Here is a 17,144-nt window from a genome sequence, read left to right on the forward strand (position 1 = left end):
GAGCGCCCGGCCCGGGGTGCCGCGGGCACGTCCGGCGCCGGGGCCGGAGACGACCCGGAGCGCCGGCGGAGGGCGGCGCGGGGTGGGGCCCCGAGGGCTCAGCCGCCGAGGGCGGTGCGGGGCAGCGGCGCGGGGCCTCCCGGGGAGCCGGTGCTGGACGGGCCGACCTCGCCGATCCGGTCCAGCGCCGCCTTGATGTGCTTGTCGCCGACGTCGCGGTGGGTCATCAGCCGCAGCTTGCCCGCGATGGCGCCGGCGCGGACCCCGGCCTCGGCGAACGCGGCGATCGTGCCGCGCACGTCGGCCACGTCCACCAGCACGATGTTGGTCTGCGGCTCGCGGACCCGCCAGCCGCGCTCGCGCAGCCCGGCGGCGAGCCGCGTCGCGAGGTCGTGGTCCTCGGCGAGCCGGTCGATGTCCTCCAGCGCGACGAGCCCGGCCGCGGCCAGCACCCCGCCCTGCCGGACGCCGCCGCCGAGCATCTTGCGCAGTCGCCGGGCGTGCTCGACGAACTCCGCCGACCCCGCGACGACCGACCCGACCGGCGCGCCGAGCCCCTTGGACAGGCAGACCGCGACCGTGTCGGCGCCGACGGTCAGCGCGCCCGGCGGGACCCCGAGCGCGACCGCGGCGTTCCACAGCCGGGCGCCGTCGAGGTGCACCGAGAGCCGGGCGGCCCGCGCCGCGGCGGCGACGGAGGCGTGCTCCTCCGGTGCGGTCACGGTGCCGCCCGCGGAGTTGTGGGTGTTCTCCAGGCACAGCAGCACCGGGCGCAGTGAGGCGTAGAAGCCGTCGTCGGCGGCGGCCCGGCGCACGGCGGCCGCGGTGACCTTGCCGGGGCCCGCGTCGTGCGGCAGGGGCCGCGGCATCCCGCCGGCCAGCCACGCGGCCGTGCCCAGCTCGAAGTCGAGCACGTGCGCGCCCTGAGGGGCGAGGAAGGAGTCGCCGCGGCCGAGCCGGCTCATCAGCGCGATCAGGTTCGCCATCGAGCCGGTGGGCGTCCACAGCGCGTCGGCGGCGCCGAGCAGGCCCGCGACCCGTTCCTCCAGCTCGCGCATGGTGGGGTCGCCGTCGAGCACGTCGTCGCCGACCTCGGCCTCGGCCATCGCCCGGCGCATCGCCTCGGTCGGCAGCGTGACGGTGTCCGATCGCAGGTCGACGGGCTCGCCGGGGGCCGGGGCGGCCGCCGCCCCGCGCGCACCACCGCGCGGTGACCAGCGGCTTCTGGGTGACGGGCGCACACCACCAGTGTGTTCCATCCCCGCGGCGGTGAGAACGGCAGGGTCACGAAACGGTCACGGTCACCCCGTCCGACCTGGGCGTCGAGTCCGGTATCTCACTCGTCCGGACGGGTCCTGTCTTGGCACTATGTGGCGATGGCGGCCCCGAAGCAGACCGAGAAGGGTGAGCGGCGCCGCGCCCTGCTCGTCGCGGCGGCCGCGGACCTGCTCGCCGAGAGCGGGTTCGACGCGATCCGGCACCGCGCCGTCGCCGAACGGGCCGGGGTGCCGCTGGCGGCCACGACCTACTACTTCTCCTCGCTGGAGGACCTGGTCTGCGCCGCGCTGGACCGGCTGGCGCACGCCGAGCTGGCCGACGCGCACGCCTGCCTGGCCCGCCGCGACGACCCGGCCGAGATCGTGCTCGACCTGCTGCTCGGCCCGCGGTCGCGCACCGACGGCCTCGACGCCGTCCTGGCCCGGTTCGAGCGGCTGATCGGGTCCGGCCGGCGCCCGTTCCTGGCCGGGCTGCTGCGCGCCCAGCGCGTCGAGTTCGACGCCCTGCTCGACGAGGCGCTCACCCGCGCGACCGGCCGTCGCCCGGGGCCGGGGGAGGTCCGCAGGCTCACCGCGCTCGTCGACGGCGTCGTGCTCACCGCGCTGATCGAGGCCGACCCCGACCCGCGTGCGGTCGGCCGGGAGGCGCTGCACGAGGTGCTGGAGTCCCTGCCCAGGGTGTGAGGCCGCGCTCCCGCCGGTCACAGGGCCCCCACCAGCCATTATCATCGCGCCACGTGATTCCCAACGTGCTGGCCGCGCGCTACGCGAGCCCCGAGCTGGTCCGCCTCTGGTCTCCGGAGTACAAGATCCAGCTGGAGCGACGGCTGTGGATCGCGGTGCTCCGCGCCCAGCGCGACCTCGGCATCGAGGTGCCGCCGTCGGTCATCGACGACTACGAGGCCGTCGTCGAGCAGGTCGACCTGGGCTCGATCGCCGCCCGCGAGCGCGTCACCCGGCACGACGTGAAGGCCCGCATCGAGGAGTTCAACGCCCTCGCCGGCCACGAGCACGTGCACAAGGGCATGACCAGCCGCGACCTCACCGAGAACGTGGAGCAGCTGCAGATCCGGCTGTCGCTGGAGCTCGTCGCCGACCGGACCGTCGCGGTCCTGGCGCGGCTCGGGCGTCGCGCGTCGGAGTACGCCGAGCTGGTCATGGCCGGGCGCAGCCACAACGTCGCCGCGCAGACCACCACCCTGGGCAAGCGGTTCGCCTCCGCCGCGGACGAGCTGCTCGTCGCGCACGCCCGGCTGGAGGACCTGCGCTCGCGCTACCCGCTGCGCGGGATCAAGGGCCCGATGGGCACCAGCCAGGACATGCTGGATCTCCTCGACGGCGACGCCGCCAAGCTCGACGAGCTGGAGCAGCGCGTCGCCACCCACCTCGGGTTCGCCGAGGCGTTCACCAGCGTCGGGCAGGTCTACCCGCGCTCGCTCGACCACGACGTCGTCACCGCGTTGGTGCAGCTGGCCGCCGCGCCGTCGTCGCTGGCCACGACGATCCGGCTGATGGCGGGCGCCGAGCTCGCCACGGAGGGCTTCGCCCCCGGCCAGGTCGGGTCCAGCGCCATGCCGCACAAGATGAACGCGCGTTCCGCGGAACGCATCAACGGCCTCATGGTGATCCTGCGCGGCCTGTCGGTCATGACCGCCGACCTCGCCGGCTCCCAGTGGAACGAGGGCGACGTGTCCTGCTCGGTGGTGCGCCGCGTCGCGCTGCCGGACGCGTTCTTCGCCCTCGACGGCCTCTACGAGACCACGCTGACCGTGCTCGACGAGTTCGGTGCCTACCCGGCCGTGATCGCCCGCGAGCTGGACCGCTACCTGCCCTTCCTCACCACGACCGCGGTGCTGATGGCCGCCGTCCGCGCCGGGGTCGGCCGGGAGACCGCGCACGAGGTCATCAAGGAGCACGCGGTCGCCGTCGCACTGGCGATGCGCGAGCAGGGCCAGGCCGACAACGACCTGCTCCAGCGCCTCGCCGGTGACGACCGGCTCGGCCTGCCCGCCGGCACGCTGGACCGGCTGCTGGAGGACCCGCTGCGGTTCACCGGCGCCGCGTCCGCACAGGTCACCACGGTGACGGAGAAGATCGCCGCGATCACCGCGAAGCACCCCGAGGCCGCCGCCTACACCCCCGGAGGCATCCTGTGAGGCTCGTCCACTCCGGCAAGGTCCGCGAGCTCTACCTCGACGATTCCCGCGACCCGGCCCAGCTGCTGCTCGTGGCCTCGGACCGGCTGTCGATCTACGACGTCGTGCTCCCGACGCCCGTCCCGGACAAGGGCGCGATCCTCACCGCGCTGTCGCTGTACTGGTTCGAGCGCACCGGCGACCTCGTGCCCAACCACGTCATCGGGACCGACGACATCCCCGCCGAGTCCGCCGGGCGCGCCGTCCGCTGCCGCCCGCTGGAGATGCTGCCGGTCGAGTGCATCGCTCGCGGCTACCTCACCGGGCTCGGGCTGAAGGAGTATCAGCGCACCGGCGCCGTCTCCGGCGTCACGTTGCCCGCCGGCCTGGTCGAGGGCTCGAAGCTCCCCGAGCCGATCTTCACCCCGACCACCAAGGCGCCGGTCGGTGAGCACGACGAGTTCATGACCTTCGACGACGTCGTGGCGCAGCTGGGCGCCGACACCGCGACCCGGCTGCGGGACCTGACCCTGGAGGTCTACCGGCGCGGCGCCGAGTCCGCGGCCGAGGGCGGGATCATCGTCGCCGACACCAAGCTGGAGTTCGGCCGGGACACCTCCGGCGAGATCGTCCTCGGTGACGAGGTGCTCACCCCGGACTCGTCGCGGTTCTGGCCCGCCGACTCCTACGAGCCCGGCCGGGTCCAGTTCTCCTTCGACAAGCAGTACGTCCGCGACTGGTCCGCCGGGCTGGACTGGGACCGCACCGCCCCCGGCCCCGAGGTCCCCGACGAGGTCGTGAAGGTCGTCCACGACCGCTACGCCGAGGTCTACCGCCGCATCACCGGCATCCCCTGGAACTCACCCACCGCCTGATCCGCCGCGGGGTGTGGACGTCGGGTGTGATCGGCCCGTCGGTGGGACCGGCCGTGCGGCAGGCCCTTCTGTGTCGAACTCGCTTACCGGGTAAGCGAATTCTCTGCCGACCACAACGGACCGTGGGACGGTCGTCCGGGAAACGGTCCGACCGAAGCGCCCGCCTTCCGGAATTCGCTTACCGGGTAAGCAAATCGGCGGAAGGGCAGCAACTCGGTCTGGCGGCGCAGTGTGCTCCCGTTTGCTGAGCCGACCGGCGACGCCTCCTCAGAACTGGGTAAGGGCTGCTCATCGGCCTGGTTCCGCACTCCGTGGACAGGAGCACGGTGCCGCCCCTGTCCTGCGGGAGTCCGTGGTTCCCCGATCTGGACGAGGTGGAGAGCTAGGACGATGTCATCGACGCGGTCTGACGTCGTCGGTGGGTCAGACGGTGCCGAGGGCGTCGAGGAGGGCCTGGGCGGTCGGGGCGTCGGTGACCAGGCGGTTGAACAGGCCCGCCCGCGCCCCGCCGACGATGCTCGGCACCTTCTCCTCCCCGACGGCGACGGCGATCGTCCGCGGCACCCGTCGCAGCTGCTCCGGGGAGATCCGCACCATCCGGTCGCTGCCCGGGAAGGCGATCGGGCGGCCGTCGGAGCGGTAGAAGTTCAGGCAGACGTCGCCGACGCCGTCCTGGAGGCCCTCGTCGTCGAGCGGGACCGAGGTCGAGATCGACGCGCGGCCCGCGGGCGGGGCGCCGACACCGACCAGCGCGGCCTGCGCGCGCGCCCAGAACCCGGTGACCCGACGGAACTCCGGATCCTCGGCGAGCGTGCGGCTCATCGCCGGTGACGGCATGGCCTGGGTGAACAGGAAGTGCGGGCGCCCGTGCCCGCGTTCGGCGACCGACCGGACGATCTCGTTGGTCTGGTGCCACGCCTCGGGCTCGGCGACCCCGCCGACGGTCGGCACGATCTCGCAGCCGGCCAGCGCGGGCAGCGCGGTGTGGCTGAGCTCCCACACGGTGCGCCCGGAGGAGACGAGCAGGACGTCGCCCGCGCGCAGCCCGGCCTCCCGCAGTGCCTCGCCGACCGGCTCGGCGAGCGACTGACCGAGGTCGGTGGCGGGGCGCGGGGCCAGCCACACCCGGTCCAGGCCGAGCGCGGCGGCGAGCCGGGGCGCGTCGTCGCCGCCGGTGTGCAGCGAGTCCGGGTCGTGCACGGTGATCTGCACGATCCCGACCCGGCGGGCCTCGGCGAGCAGCCGGGAGACGGTCGGACGCGACACGGTGAGCCGGTCGGCGATCGCGGCCTGGTTGAGCTCGTCGACGTAGTACAGCCGTGCGGCCCGGTGCATGAGCCCCAGGTCGCGCCGGGAGACGTCGTGCGGCGCCATCGCCACCTCCTCCGCCGTGTCGGACCGGTACCAGTCAAACCTACTGCACGTTTGTTCAATCAGGAACGAATGTGTTGACGGATGTTCACGCCGGAACGCATGCTCAGACCAAGTCGCATGCAGCACCCCGCATGGCACCAATGGAGGTTCCGTCGTGGCAGACCAGATCCCGACCCGGATGCAGGCCGTCGTCGTACACGGCCCCGAGGACTACCGCCTGGAGGAGGTCGACGTCCCGGCTCCCGGCCCCGGCGAGCTGCTGATGCAGGTCGAGGCCGTGGGCGTGTGCGCGAGCGACCTGAAGTGCTACCACGGCGCCGCGAAGTTCTGGGGCGACGAGAACCGCCCCGCCTGGGCCCAGACCGGCGTCACGCCCGGCCACGAGTTCGTCGGCCGGATCGTCTCCGGCGACGACGAGGGTCTCGCCCGGCACGGCGTGTCCGTCGGCGACCGCGTCGCCTGCGAGCAGATCGTCCCGTGCGAGCAGTGCCGATACTGCCTGCGCGGCCAGTACTGGATGTGCGGGCCGCACGACATGTTCGGCTTCCGCAACTTCGACGGCGCGATGGCCCAGTACATGCTGGTCCCGACCCGTGCCCGGGTGCACCGGGTCTCGCCGGACCTGGAGCCGCACCACGCCGCGTTCGCCGAGCCGCTGTCCTGCGCGCTGCACGCCGTCGAGCGCGCCACCATCACCTTCGACGACGTCGTGGTCGTCGCCGGATGCGGCCCGATCGGCCTCGGCCTGATCGCCGGCGCCCGCGCGAAGAACCCGCGGCTGCTGATCGCGCTCGACCTCGACGACGAGAAGCTGGAGCTCGGCCGCCGCACCGGCGCCGACCTCACGATCAACATCTCCCGCGAGGACGCCGTCGCCCGGGTCCGGGAGCTCACCGAGGGCTACGGCGCCGACGTCTACCTGGAGGGCTCGGGCGCCGTCCCGGCCGTCGCCCAGGGACTCAACCTGCTGCGCAAGCTCGGCACCTACGTCGAGTACTCGGTCTTCGGGTCCGACGTCACCGTCGACTGGTCGATCATCTCCGACGACAAGGAGCTCGACGTCCGCGGCGCCCACCTCGGCCCGCACTGCTGGCCCGCCGCGATCAAGATGCTGGAGGACGGCAAGCTCCCGATCTCCGACATCTGCACCCACCAGGTGCCGCTCGCGGAGTTCCAGAAGGCCCTCGACCTCGTCGGCGACACGTCCGGGTCGTCGGTCAAGGTCTCGATCCTCCCGAACGCGTGAGGGCCGCCATGTCGACGACGACACCGCGCGAGACCTTCCTCGACCGCATCGGCATCCCGCACTCCCTGCGCTGGGGCTTCCTCGGCGTGCTCGTCTTCATGACCGGCAACGGGACCGAGTCGAACTTCATCTCCCCGCACATCGAGGCGGTCCTCGGCTCGCCCGAGGCGACCGTCGCCACGATCATCGCCGGCTACAGCCTGGCCGTGCTCGTCGCCAGCTACCTGTCCGGTGCGCTGGCCGACCTGTGGGGGCCGCGCCGGGTGATGACCCTCGGCGTCGTCGTCTGGGTCGTGTTCGAGGTGCTGTTCCTGCTGAGCCTGCAGCTCGGCAGCATCGGCCTGGTCGCGGCCACCTACTTCCTGCGCGGCCTCGGCTACCCGCTCTTCGCGTTCGCGTTCCTGGTGTGGATCAACGTCGTCACGCCGTACTCGCGCAACGGCGTCGCGGTCGGCTGGTTCTACGTCATGTTCACCGGCGGCCTGCCCACGCTGGGCTCGCTGTTCGCGCTCGGCATGATCCCGGCCTTCGGCGGGGGCACCGGCGGCGAGACCGCCGCGATGGTCGGCTCGACCGTGCTCGTCGTCGCCGGGTTCCTGATCGCCCGTTTCGGGGTGCGCGAGCCGCACGCCACCCGGCGCCTCGCCCCGGCCGGGGAGACCACCGCCCAGGTGCTCACCGCCGGGCTGCGGCTCACCGCGTCGAACCCGAAGATCCTCATGGGCTTCCTGGTCCGGCTGATCAACACCGCGCCGCAGTACGGCATGTTCATCATCCTGCCGACGGTCATCGCGGTGGACCTCGGCTGGGGCCAGAGCCGCTGGCTGACCATGACCGTGTTCGTCTACGCGACGAACATCCTGGTCAACGCGGTGTTCGGCGCGGTCGGGGACCGCTGGGGCTGGCGGCGCACCGTGCAGTGGTTCGGTGTGTTCGGCTCGGCCGTGGGCCTGCTGCTGTGGTGGTACGTGCCGCACGCCGTCCCGGCCGGATCGACCTGGGGCTTCTGGGTCTCGGTCGCCGCGGGCTGCATCTTCGGCTGCCTGCTCGCCGGGTTCGTCCCGATGGGCGCGATCATGCCCGCGCTCGCACCCGACCACAAGGGCGCCGCGATGGCCATGTACACGACCGCCGCGGGCGGTGCCGCGTTCCTCGGGTCCGGCGTCGTCGCGCTGATGCTGGGGGTCGGGGCCGGGAACGTCGGCGTCGTGTGGGCCTTCGTCGCCCTCTACGCGGCCGCCTTCGTGATGGTCTCGTTCCTGAACGTCCCGCAGGACGCCCCCGAGCCGCGCGCCGCCGTCGCGACCCCGGTGAAGGAGACCTCGTGACCAGGATCTACGACGACCCCGCCACGTTCGCCGACGACCAGCTCGACGGCTTCCTCGACCTCTACGCCGACCGTGTCCGAGGGGTGCACGGCGGCGTGGTCGCCCACCGTGGCGACGGCGGCCCGCAGGTCGCCGTCGTCATCGGGGGCGGCTCGGGCCACTACCCGGCGTTCTGCGGGACGGTCGGGCCGGGGATGGCGCACGGCGCCGTCGTCGGCAACATCTTCACCTCGCCGTCGGCGGCCCAGGCGTACTCGGTCGCGAAGGCCGCCGACCAGGGCCGCGGTGTGGTCTTCAGCTTCGGCAACTACGCCGGCGACACGATCAACTTCGGGATCGCGGCCGACCGGCTGCGCGAGGAGGGGATCGACACCCGCATCGTGGTCGTCACCGACGACGTCGCGTCCGCCGAGGAGGAGTCGCGGCGCCGCGGGATCGCCGGCGACTTCACCGTGTTCAAGGCGATGGGCGCCGCCGCCGCGCGCGGCGCGGACATCGACGAGGTCGAGCGGCTCGGCCGGGCCGCCAACGCGGCCACCCGCAGCCTCGGCGTCGCGTTCACCGGCTGCACGATGCCCGGCGAGGACGAGCCGCTGTTCTCGGTGCCCGAGGGACACCTCGGGCTCGGCCTGGGCATCCACGGCGAGCCCGGCATCCGCGACGTCCCGATGCTGCCCGCCCGCGAGCTGGCGGAGCTGCTGGTCGACGACGTGCTGAAGCACGCGCCCACGGGAGCGCCCGGCCGGGTCGGGGCGATCCTCAACGGGCTGGGCACCACGAAGTACGAGGAGCTGTTCCTGCTGTGGCGCCACGTCGCGCCGCGGCTGCGCGACGCCGGGTACGAGATCGTCGACCCCGAGGTCGGCGAGCTCGTGACCAGCCTCGACATGGGCGGCTGCTCGCTCACCCTGATGTGGCTCGACGATGAGCTGGAGCCGCTGTGGCGGGCGGACGCCTACACCCCCGCCTACCGCAAGACCGCCGCACCGCTGGCGGCGCTGCGCGAGCCGACCGCCGACGAGCTCGCCGAGGCCGACGCCGTCGTCACGGCGCCCGCGGCGAGCGACGCGGCCCGGGAGCTCGCGGGCACCGTCCGCGCCGCGCTGGCGGCGGCGGAGTCGACGATCCGCTCCCACGAGCACGAGCTGGGCCGGATCGACGCCGTCGCGGGCGACGGCGACCACGGCCGCGGCATGCTCAAGGGCATCACCGCCGCCACCGCCCGGGTCGGCGAGCTCGGCGACGACGTCGGCGGCGGCTGGGTGCTCCAGCAGGCCGGGCAGGCCTGGGCCGAGCGCGCCGGCGGCACCTCCGGGGTGCTGTGGGGCGCGGCGCTCGAGGCACTCGGGCGGCACCTCGGTGACACCGCCGACGGCTACCCGGCCGCGACCGTCGCGGCAGGGATCCGCGAGTTCGCGACGACCATCGAGCAGCTCGGCGGGGCGCGGGCGGGGGACAAGACCCTGCTCGACGCGCTGCTGCCCTTCGTCGACGAGCTGGAGCGCCGGGTCGGCGACGGCGACCCGCTCGCCGGGGCGTGGGCCGCGGCGGCGGAGGTCGCGACCGCCCGGGCGCGGGACACCGCCGACCTGCGGCCCCGGATCGGCCGGGCCCGCCCGCTGGCGGACAAGAGCGTCGGCACCCCCGACGCCGGGGCGGTGTCGATGGGACTCGTCGCGACGGCCGTCGCACAGGTGCTGGAGGAGGAGACATGAGCGGGAAGCTCCGCATCGTCGTCGGCGCCGACGACGCCGGCTACGAGTACAAGGAGAGGCTGAAGGCCGACCTGGAGGCCGACGACCGCGTCGCCGAGGTGGTCGACGTCGGCGTCGGCGCGGACGGGCACACCGCCTACCCGCACATCGGCGTCGCCGCGGCACGCCGGATCGCCGACGGCGAGGCCGACCGCGGCCTGCTCATCTGCGGGACCGGGCTGGGCGTCGCGATCTCGGCGAACAAGGTGCCGGGTGTCCGCGCGGTCACCGCGCACGACCCGTTCTCCGTCGAGCGTTCGGTGAAGTCCAACAACGCGCAGGTCCTCTGCATGGGCCAGCGCGTGGTCGGGCTGGAGCTGGCCCGCACGCTCGTCGACGGCTGGCTCGACCACCGCTTCGACCCGGCGAGCGCCTCGGCGGAGAAGGTCGCCGCGCTCGACACCTACGACCGCGGCGGCCCGGCCGGGGCGCAGACCGTCGGGACGGACTGCTGATGTTCGACCTCACCGGTTCGGTCGCGCTGGTCACCGGGGCCGCGTCGGGCATCGGCGCCGAGGCGGCCCGGGCACTCGCCGGGCAGGGCGCCGTGGTCGCCGCCGCGGACCTGCGCACCGACGGCGTCCCGGAGGTCTGCGCGTCGGCGCACGTCGTCGACGTCGCGGACCCCGACGCCGCGGAGGCCTGCGTCGACGAGGTCGTCGCCCGGCACGGCCGGGTCGACGTACTGGTCAACTCGGCCGGGATCGCGCTGCTCGCCCCGGCGCTGGAGCTGGGGGTCGACGACTGGCGCCGCACCCTGGACGTCAACCTCACCGGATCCTGGCTGATGGCGCGGGCCGCGGGCCGGGTGATGGTGGAGCGCGGGTACGGGCGGATCGTGAACCTCGCCTCGCAGGCGGCGAGCAGCGGGCTGGAGCAGCACGCCGCCTACTGCGCGTCCAAGGCGGGGATCACCGGGTTGACCCGCACCCTCGCCGTCGAGTGGGGGCCGCACGGGGTGACGGTCAACGCGGTGTCGCCGACGGTCGTGCTCACCGACCTGGGCCGCGCGGCGTGGGACAACCCGGCCGGGGACGCCCACCGCGCCGAGATCCCGGCGCGGCGGTTCGCGGAGCCGTCGGAGATCGCCGCGGCCGTGGTCTACCTGGCCTCGGCCGAGGCCGCGATGGTCAACGGCGCCGAGCTGAGGGTCGACGGCGGGTTCACGGCCCGCTGAGGACGGCTGCCGAGAACGCCCGCCGATCGTCGTCCGCGCGATCCGGCTGCTCCACGCGGGGTTCACCTCGGTCGGGTCGGATGGTGGCCATGAGCACGCTGCTGGTCTCGCTGTCCGGCCTGACCGACTCCGACGACGCCGACCGCGCCCGCGCCGCCGCGTTCGCCGCGGAGCTGGACCGGCGCGGCGTGCCGCTGACCCACCTCGTGCAGCCCAAGGGGCCCGACGGGCCGCTGCGCCGCGGCGACGACCTGGTCCGCTGGATCGCCGGCCGCGTCCGCGCCGGGGACGACCTGCTCCTGCACGGTTTCGACCACACGAGCGACCCGGTGGGCGCCTGGCAGAACGGCTCCGTGCCGCGGATCGGGCGCCGCACCGAGTTCGGGGCGCTGCCCCGGCACGAGGCGGGCCTGCGGCTGACCGGTGCCCGGCGGATCCTGCTCGCGACCGGGCTGTCCACCGACGGCTTCGCCCCGCCCGGCTGGATCGCCTCCGAGGGCACCCTCGACGCGCTCGCCGACCTCGGCTTCGGCCTCTGCGCCGACGAGACGACCGTCCGCGCGACCGGCGGTCCGGTGCTGCGCTCGCGGGTGCTGACCTTCCGGGCGTCCGAGCCCTGGCGGGGCGAGCGCCGCGCCGGGGAGCGCCGTCGCGGACGGGCGCTGGAGCAGCAGGCCGTGCGCACCGCCGAGCGCGGCGGGCTCGTCCGGCTCGCGCTGCGGGCCAAGGACCTGCGCCGTGAGCACCGCGTCGAGGCCGCGCTGGCCGCCGTCGACGCGGCGCGCGGGGCGGGCGCCGTCGGCGCCGTGCACCGCACGCTGTTCCCCGCCGCGGCCCCGGCCGCCTAGGAGCTCCCCGGCGATCGGCCCGGTTGTCCACAGTGTGTGCTCTCCTGTGGACAACCGGTGCCACCTGTGGACAGGTGTCAGGTCCGCCGCTCGCCGAGCACGCAGAACTCGTTGCCCTCCGGGTCGGCGAGCACCGTCCACGACACCTCGTCGGCCGGGGCCCGGTGCTGGCCCACGTTGACCCGGGTGGCGCCCAGCATCAGCAGCCGGGCCACCTCGGAGTCGCGGACGCCGTCCGGCCGCAGGTCGATGTGCAGGCGGTTCTTGGTCCGCTTGCCCTCCGCGACCGGCACGAAGATCAGCCCCGGGACGACGCCCTCGGCGGGCTGGATCTCGAACTCCGACGCCGAGGCGTTCACCACCGTCCAGTCCAGGGCCTCGGCCCACCAGCGGCCGAGCCGGACCGGGTCCCGGGCGTCGACGACGACCTGCTCCCACTGCAGGGCCATCAGACGTCGACCGCCGTCTCCCGGTCGGGGACCAGGAGCGTGGTGGCCTCGGGCTTGAGCTGGTCGAAGAACCGGTGATGGAGCGCCGGGTCGGCGAGGGTGCCCTCGTGGATCGGCACCACCGTCCGCGGGGCGACCGACCGCAGGTAGTCGACGGCCTCGGAGACCTTCAGCCAGGGCGCGCCGGTGGGGAGCAGCAGCGTCGCCAGCTCGTCGACGCCCGGCGGGACGTAGGCGTCGCCGGGGTGCAGCAGCGCGCCGTCGACGAGGTAGCCGTTGTTCGCGACCAGCGGGATGTCCGGGTGGATCTGCGCGTGGTCCCCGGACCCGACGACGGTCACCTCGGCGCCGCCGAGGGCCAGCGCGTCGCCGGGGGCGGCGGTGCGGGCGTCGATGCCGTCGAGCTGCCCGGCGGTCTGGCCGTCGGTGACCAGGGCGGCGTCGGGGTTGGCGCGCAGCAGGGTGCGCAGCGCGTCGGCGTCGACGTGGTCGAAGTGCTGGTGGGTGACGAGGATCGCGTCGAGGCCCTCCAGGCCGGTGAACCCGGAGGAGAAGGCGCCGGGGTCGAACAGCAGGCGTGCGGCTCCGGTGTCGACCAGGACGCAGGCGTGGCCGTAGTGCGTCAGCTGCATGGGCACAGCATCCCGTGTCGCGGCGGCGCGGCGCCCGGCGGCCGCGCCGGTGGGTCCGGGTGGCCCGGCACGCCGGCGGCGTCAGCCCCCGGTGTGCGCCGCCAGCACCGCCCGTTCCTCGGCGGCGGTCAGCCCGGCGCCCCGTCCGCGGTCGAGGCCGAGCTCGCGTTCCCACGCCAGCGCCGCCCGGGCGGTGACGGCGAGCGGGCGGGTCTCCAGCCCGGCGGCGACGGTCGCGGTGACGTCGCGGTCGGCGATGCCCCAGAGCGTCTCCGGCAGCCACAGGGGCAGCGACCGCGGGCCCGCCCAGATCGCGACGTCCTGCGCCCGCAGGGTCTCCCCGGGCACGCGGACCAGCTCGAGGTCGTCGGCGCCGACGGCCTCCGCGGTCGCCGCGAGCACCCGGTCCAGGGTGGACCGCGGGCCGGTGCCGTCGTGGGTGCCCGTGGTGCCGGCCTCGGCGCGGGCGACGACCCAGGCCGCCAGGTCGTCGACGTCGACGACCTGCATCGGCTGCGCGGGCGAGTCCGGCACCACCACCCGGCCGCCGCGGGCGAACCGGTTCGCCCAGTAGCCGTAGCGGTCGTGCGGGTCCCCGTGACCACACATCAGCCCGCCACGCACGACGTGCGCCCGGTCCCCCGCCCGCTCGTGCACCGCCTGTTCGCTGCCGACCTTCGCGGCGCCGTAGACGTCCGGGTCCCGCTCCGACGGCGGCGCCGCGCCGGGGTCGTCGTGCCGTGGCGCGAGGGTCGCCTGGCCGACGGTCCCGCCGCGCCGCGACAGGTCGGCGTAGACGTTGACCGAGGACACGAACGTCCAGTGCCCGTAACGGCCGTCCAGCGCGTCGAGGGCCTCACGGACCCAGGGCGCGGACATCGTCGCGACGTCCACGACGGCGTCGAAGGTCCGACCCCGCACCGCCGCGGCCAGCGCCCCGGACCGGGAGCGGTCCGCCGTCAGGGCCTCCGCGCCGACGGGCGGCGCTCCGGACACCCCCCGCGACACGCAGGTCACCGTGTGTCCGAGGGCGAGCGCGGCGGTGGCGACGGCGCGGGAGAGGAAGACCGTGCCGCCCAGGACGAGGATCCGCATGCGTCGATGGTGAGGGCACGCACGTCGAGCCGGCAGGTGTGTTCACCGTAGGCTGACCCCGTGGCCAGAGTGGTGGTGGACGTGATGCCCAAGCCCGAGATCCTCGACGTGCAGGGTCAGGCCGTGACCCGGGCGCTCGACCGGATCGGTGTGTCCGGCGTGAGCGGGGTGCGGCAGGGCAAGCACTTCGAGCTCGAGGTCTCCGACGGCATCGACGACGAGACCCTGCACCGGCTCGCCGGTTCGCTGCTGGCGAACCCGGTGATCGAGGACTGGACGGTGACCCGGCTGTGAGCACCCGCGTCGGTGTGATCACCTTCCCGGGCACCCTGGACGACGTCGACGCCGCCCGCGCGGTCCGCCGCGCCGGCGCCGAGGCCGTCCCGCTGTGGCACGGCGACCACGACCTGCAGGGTGTGGACGCCGTCGTCGTGCCGGGCGGGTTCTCCTACGGCGACTACCTGCGCGCCGGCGCGATCGCGAGCCTGGCGCCGATCATGACCGAGGTCGTGGCGGGCGCCGGGCGCGGTCTGCCGGTGCTCGGCATCTGCAACGGCTTCCAGATCCTCTGCGAGGCGCACCTGCTCCCCGGCGCGCTCGTCGCGAACGCCGGGATGCACTTCCTGTGCCGCGACCTCGAGCTGACCGTGGAGAACGCGCAGACCGCGTGGACCCGCGACTACACCGCGGGGGACCGGCTGACGATCCCGCTGAAGTCGCAGGAGGGCCGCTACGTCGCCGACGCCGCGACCCTCGACGAGCTGGAGGGCGAGGGCCGCGTGGTGTTCCGCTACGCCGAGTCCGCCCCCAACGGCTCGACCCGCGACATCGCCGGCATCACCAACCCGGCGGGCAACGTGGTCGGCCTCATGCCGCACCCGGAGCACGCGACCAGTGAGCTGACCGGCCCGTCCGCGGACGGCCTCGGCCTGTTCACCTCGGTGCTGGCCCGGGTCACCGCCTGACCCACCGACGACGCACGGCCCGGCCGGTGGTCCCCGCGGACCACCGGCCGGGCCGTCGTGTTCAGCGCGGGATCTCCGACGCCGGGGAGGTCGTCGTCGCGGCGAAGCCGGCCTGGGCCTGCTCCTGGGTGGGCGCGACCACGTAGATCGAGAACCGCGTGTCCGCGCAGAGCGCGACGGCGACCGCGTTGCGGCTCAGCGTCGGTCCGCGGGAGAAGAACGGCCCCTGCACGGTGGCGTCGTCGCCGGAGCTCCAGGTGTCCGAGCCCGGCGGCAGCGAGGCCCCCGCGCGGACGTGGTCGTAGAAGGCGCGGGCGTCGCCCGCGTCGGACCACATGTCGTAGAACACCGTCGCGCCGCTTCCGGGGTCCTCGCAGCGGATCGAGGCGATCGAGGCGTAGCCGGTGTCGTCCGCGGGGACGGTCACGCAGCCGGGCGCGGCCGCGGAGCCGAAGACCTGCCGCAGCACGGTGAGGTCGGCCTCCCGGTTGGGGATCGGCGTGGTCGCGGCCGGGGCCGCCGACGCCGGTGCCGCCGCGGGGGCCGTGGTGGGTGCCGCGGCGGGCGCGGCCGTGGGCGCCGGGGGAGCGGTCCCGCCGGCCGGGTCCTCCAGGACGGTGCCGACGACCATCAGCGCGCCGAAGCCCAGCACCACGGTGGCGAGCACCGCGGTCACCGCGACCAGCGCCGGGTGGGTGCGCCGCCGCGGCTGCGGCGGGACCCACGGGCCCTGCGGCCCGGAGTACGGGCCGCCGAGCCCGGCCGGGGCCGCGAGGCCGGGCGGGACGCCGTGGCCGCCGGGTGGGGTCCCCGGTGCCGCCCACGGGCCGTGGGCCGCGCCGTCGTGTCCCGCCCGCCCCCACGGCGGCCGCCCCCACAGCGTGGCCGTCCCGCCGGGCCCGGTGCCCCCCGGCGCCCCGGGCGCGGTCCCGGCCGGAGACGGAACCGTGCCCACGGACGCCACGCCCTCCGCCGCAGCGGGCGCCGTGCCCGCCGCGCCCGCGGTCCCGACGGCGCCCACCGCGGCCCCGGCGGCGACCGGGACCGGGCCGGACCCCGGGGCGGCGACCCGGACCGGCCCGGAGCCCGGCGCCGGGGCCTGGGACGGGATGCCGGACAGCACCCGGGTCGGCCCGGAGGCCGTCGACCGCTCGGGGTCCGCACCCAGCGCCTGCGCCAGCGCGGCGGCGAGCTCCGGCGCCGTCGCGAACCGCTCGTCCGGGTCGACGGCCATGCCGCGGACCAGGACGTCGTCGGCGTCGGCGAGCTCGGGGCGCACCGCGGAGATCCGCGGCCGCTCGGCGCTCAGGTGCTGGTACATCAGCGCAGGCCCCTCGGCCCGGAACGGGGCGGCGCCGCTCAGCGCCTCGTAGGTGAGGCAGGCCAGCGCGTACACGTCGACCCGCCGGTCCGCGGCCGCGCCGAGGAACAGCTCGGGGGCCATGTAGGCCAGCGTCCCGATCGCGGTGCCCGTCCCGGTCAGCGCCGTCCCGGTGCCGGCGTCGGTGGACTTGGCGATGCCGAAGTCGACGAGATAGGCGAAGTCGCGGTCGCCGTCGGCGAGCAGCACGTTGGACGGCTTGACGTCGCGGTGCACCAGGCCGTCGGCGTGCGCGGCGTGCAGCGCGTCGGCGACCTGCCCGACCAGCCGGACGACCCGGTGCGGGTCGAGCGCGCCGGACTCGCGGACGGCCTCGGCGAGGTCGCGCCCGGCGACCAGCCGCATGTCGATGAACAGCCTGCCGTCGATCTCGCCGACGTTGTGGATCGGGATGACGTGCGGCGACGACAGCCGTGCCGCGGTCCGCGACTCCCGCTGGAACCGCGACCGGTACTCCGGCTCGTCGGCCAGCTCCGGGCGCAGCCGCTTCAGCGCGACCACGCGCTCGGTGCGGGTGTCGTAGGCCCGGCTGACCTCCCCCATGCCGCCCCGGCCGAGGACCCCCTCGATCCGATAGTGACCGAACATCTCCGCCACCGTGCCCACCT

The 17,144-nt window shown here is 74.9% G+C and carries 17 protein-coding genes; 11 read left to right on the forward strand and 6 right to left on the reverse strand.

Annotated features, from left to right (window positions below):
• Positions 1-98: 98 nt before the first annotated feature.
• Complete coding sequence (locus tag DMP17_RS28995; protein ID WP_337832745.1) at positions 99-1,154, reverse strand: GntG family PLP-dependent aldolase; 1,056 nt, start codon at positions 1,152-1,154, stop codon at positions 99-101.
• Positions 1,155-1,376: 222 nt separating this feature from the next.
• Here DMP17_RS28995 and DMP17_RS29000 point away from each other — a divergent pair, with 222 nt between their 5' ends.
• From DMP17_RS29000 to DMP17_RS29010, 3 genes are read left to right on the forward strand one after another with little or no spacing between them, the layout of a single operon-like run.
• Positions 1,377-1,961, forward strand: a complete 585-nt coding sequence (locus DMP17_RS29000) for a TetR/AcrR family transcriptional regulator (RefSeq protein ID WP_226354815.1) — start codon at positions 1,377-1,379, stop codon at positions 1,959-1,961.
• Positions 1,962-2,014: 53 nt separating this feature from the next.
• Positions 2,015-3,433 carry an adenylosuccinate lyase gene (gene purB, locus DMP17_RS29005; protein WP_226354816.1) on the forward strand — a complete coding sequence of 473 codons (1,419 nt, stop codon included), beginning with the start codon at positions 2,015-2,017 and terminating at the stop codon, positions 3,431-3,433.
• Positions 3,430-4,287 carry a phosphoribosylaminoimidazolesuccinocarboxamide synthase gene (locus DMP17_RS29010; protein ID WP_337831155.1) on the forward strand — a complete coding sequence of 286 codons (858 nt, stop codon included), beginning with the start codon at positions 3,430-3,432 and terminating at the stop codon, positions 4,285-4,287. The genes purB and DMP17_RS29010 overlap by 4 nt, the downstream gene beginning before the upstream one ends.
• A 423-nt stretch (positions 4,288-4,710) precedes the next feature.
• Here the strand turns inward: DMP17_RS29010 and DMP17_RS29015 are convergent, their stop codons facing one another.
• A complete protein-coding gene (locus DMP17_RS29015; protein WP_337831156.1) occupies positions 4,711-5,661 on the reverse strand; it encodes a sugar-binding transcriptional regulator in 951 nt (316 codons plus the stop codon).
• A gap of 154 nt (positions 5,662-5,815) precedes the next feature.
• Here DMP17_RS29015 and DMP17_RS29020 point away from each other — a divergent pair, with 154 nt between their 5' ends.
• From DMP17_RS29020 to DMP17_RS29045, 6 genes are all read left to right on the forward strand, one after another.
• Positions 5,816-6,907 carry an alcohol dehydrogenase catalytic domain-containing protein gene (locus DMP17_RS29020; RefSeq protein WP_337831157.1) on the forward strand — a complete coding sequence of 364 codons (1,092 nt, stop codon included), beginning with the start codon at positions 5,816-5,818 and terminating at the stop codon, positions 6,905-6,907.
• Between the two features lie 8 nt (positions 6,908-6,915).
• A complete protein-coding gene (locus DMP17_RS29025) occupies positions 6,916-8,235 on the forward strand; it encodes an RbtT/DalT/CsbX family MFS transporter (RefSeq protein ID WP_255655228.1) in 1,320 nt (439 codons plus the stop codon).
• Entirely contained in the window at positions 8,232-9,950 is a 1,719-nt protein-coding gene (locus DMP17_RS29030; protein WP_337831158.1) for a dihydroxyacetone kinase family protein, read from the forward strand. Before DMP17_RS29025 ends, DMP17_RS29030 begins: the two co-directional genes overlap by 4 nt.
• Positions 9,947-10,444 carry a ribose-5-phosphate isomerase gene (locus tag DMP17_RS29035; RefSeq protein ID WP_337831159.1) on the forward strand — a complete coding sequence of 166 codons (498 nt, stop codon included), beginning with the start codon at positions 9,947-9,949 and terminating at the stop codon, positions 10,442-10,444. Before DMP17_RS29030 ends, DMP17_RS29035 begins: the two co-directional genes overlap by 4 nt.
• A complete protein-coding gene (locus DMP17_RS29040; protein WP_226354823.1) occupies positions 10,444-11,166 on the forward strand; it encodes a GolD/DthD family dehydrogenase in 723 nt (240 codons plus the stop codon). The genes DMP17_RS29035 and DMP17_RS29040 overlap by 1 nt, the downstream gene beginning before the upstream one ends.
• An 89-nt stretch (positions 11,167-11,255) precedes the next feature.
• Complete coding sequence (locus tag DMP17_RS29045) at positions 11,256-12,014, forward strand: DUF2334 domain-containing protein (RefSeq protein ID WP_226354824.1); 759 nt, start codon at positions 11,256-11,258, stop codon at positions 12,012-12,014.
• 77 nt (positions 12,015-12,091) lie between these two features.
• Here the strand turns inward: DMP17_RS29045 and DMP17_RS29050 are convergent, their stop codons facing one another.
• From DMP17_RS29050 to DMP17_RS29060, 3 genes are all read right to left on the reverse strand, one after another.
• A complete protein-coding gene (locus DMP17_RS29050) occupies positions 12,092-12,463 on the reverse strand; it encodes a VOC family protein (protein WP_226354825.1) in 372 nt (123 codons plus the stop codon).
• Complete coding sequence (locus tag DMP17_RS29055) at positions 12,463-13,095, reverse strand: MBL fold metallo-hydrolase (RefSeq protein ID WP_226364701.1); 633 nt, start codon at positions 13,093-13,095, stop codon at positions 12,463-12,465. Before DMP17_RS29055 ends, DMP17_RS29050 begins: the two co-directional genes overlap by 1 nt.
• A gap of 81 nt (positions 13,096-13,176) precedes the next feature.
• Positions 13,177-14,190 (reverse strand): NAD-dependent epimerase/dehydratase family protein, encoded by a 1,014-nt coding sequence (locus tag DMP17_RS29060; protein WP_337831160.1) that lies wholly within the window; start codon positions 14,188-14,190, stop codon positions 13,177-13,179.
• A 60-nt stretch (positions 14,191-14,250) separates the two neighbouring features.
• Between DMP17_RS29060 and purS the strand changes: the two genes are divergently transcribed.
• Positions 14,251-14,484, forward strand: coding sequence for a phosphoribosylformylglycinamidine synthase subunit PurS (gene purS, locus DMP17_RS29065; protein ID WP_062399665.1), 234 nt, complete (start codon positions 14,251-14,253; stop codon positions 14,482-14,484).
• Complete coding sequence (gene purQ / locus DMP17_RS29070) at positions 14,481-15,155, forward strand: phosphoribosylformylglycinamidine synthase subunit PurQ (protein ID WP_337831161.1); 675 nt, start codon at positions 14,481-14,483, stop codon at positions 15,153-15,155. Before purS ends, purQ begins: the two co-directional genes overlap by 4 nt.
• Before the next feature lie 61 nt (positions 15,156-15,216).
• Here the strand turns inward: purQ and DMP17_RS29075 are convergent, their stop codons facing one another.
• Positions 15,217-17,124, reverse strand: a complete 1,908-nt coding sequence (locus DMP17_RS29075; protein WP_337831162.1) for a serine/threonine-protein kinase — start codon at positions 17,122-17,124, stop codon at positions 15,217-15,219.
• Positions 17,125-17,144: the final 20 nt, after the last annotated feature.

Source organism: Pseudonocardia sp. TMWB2A, assembly GCF_017312135.1.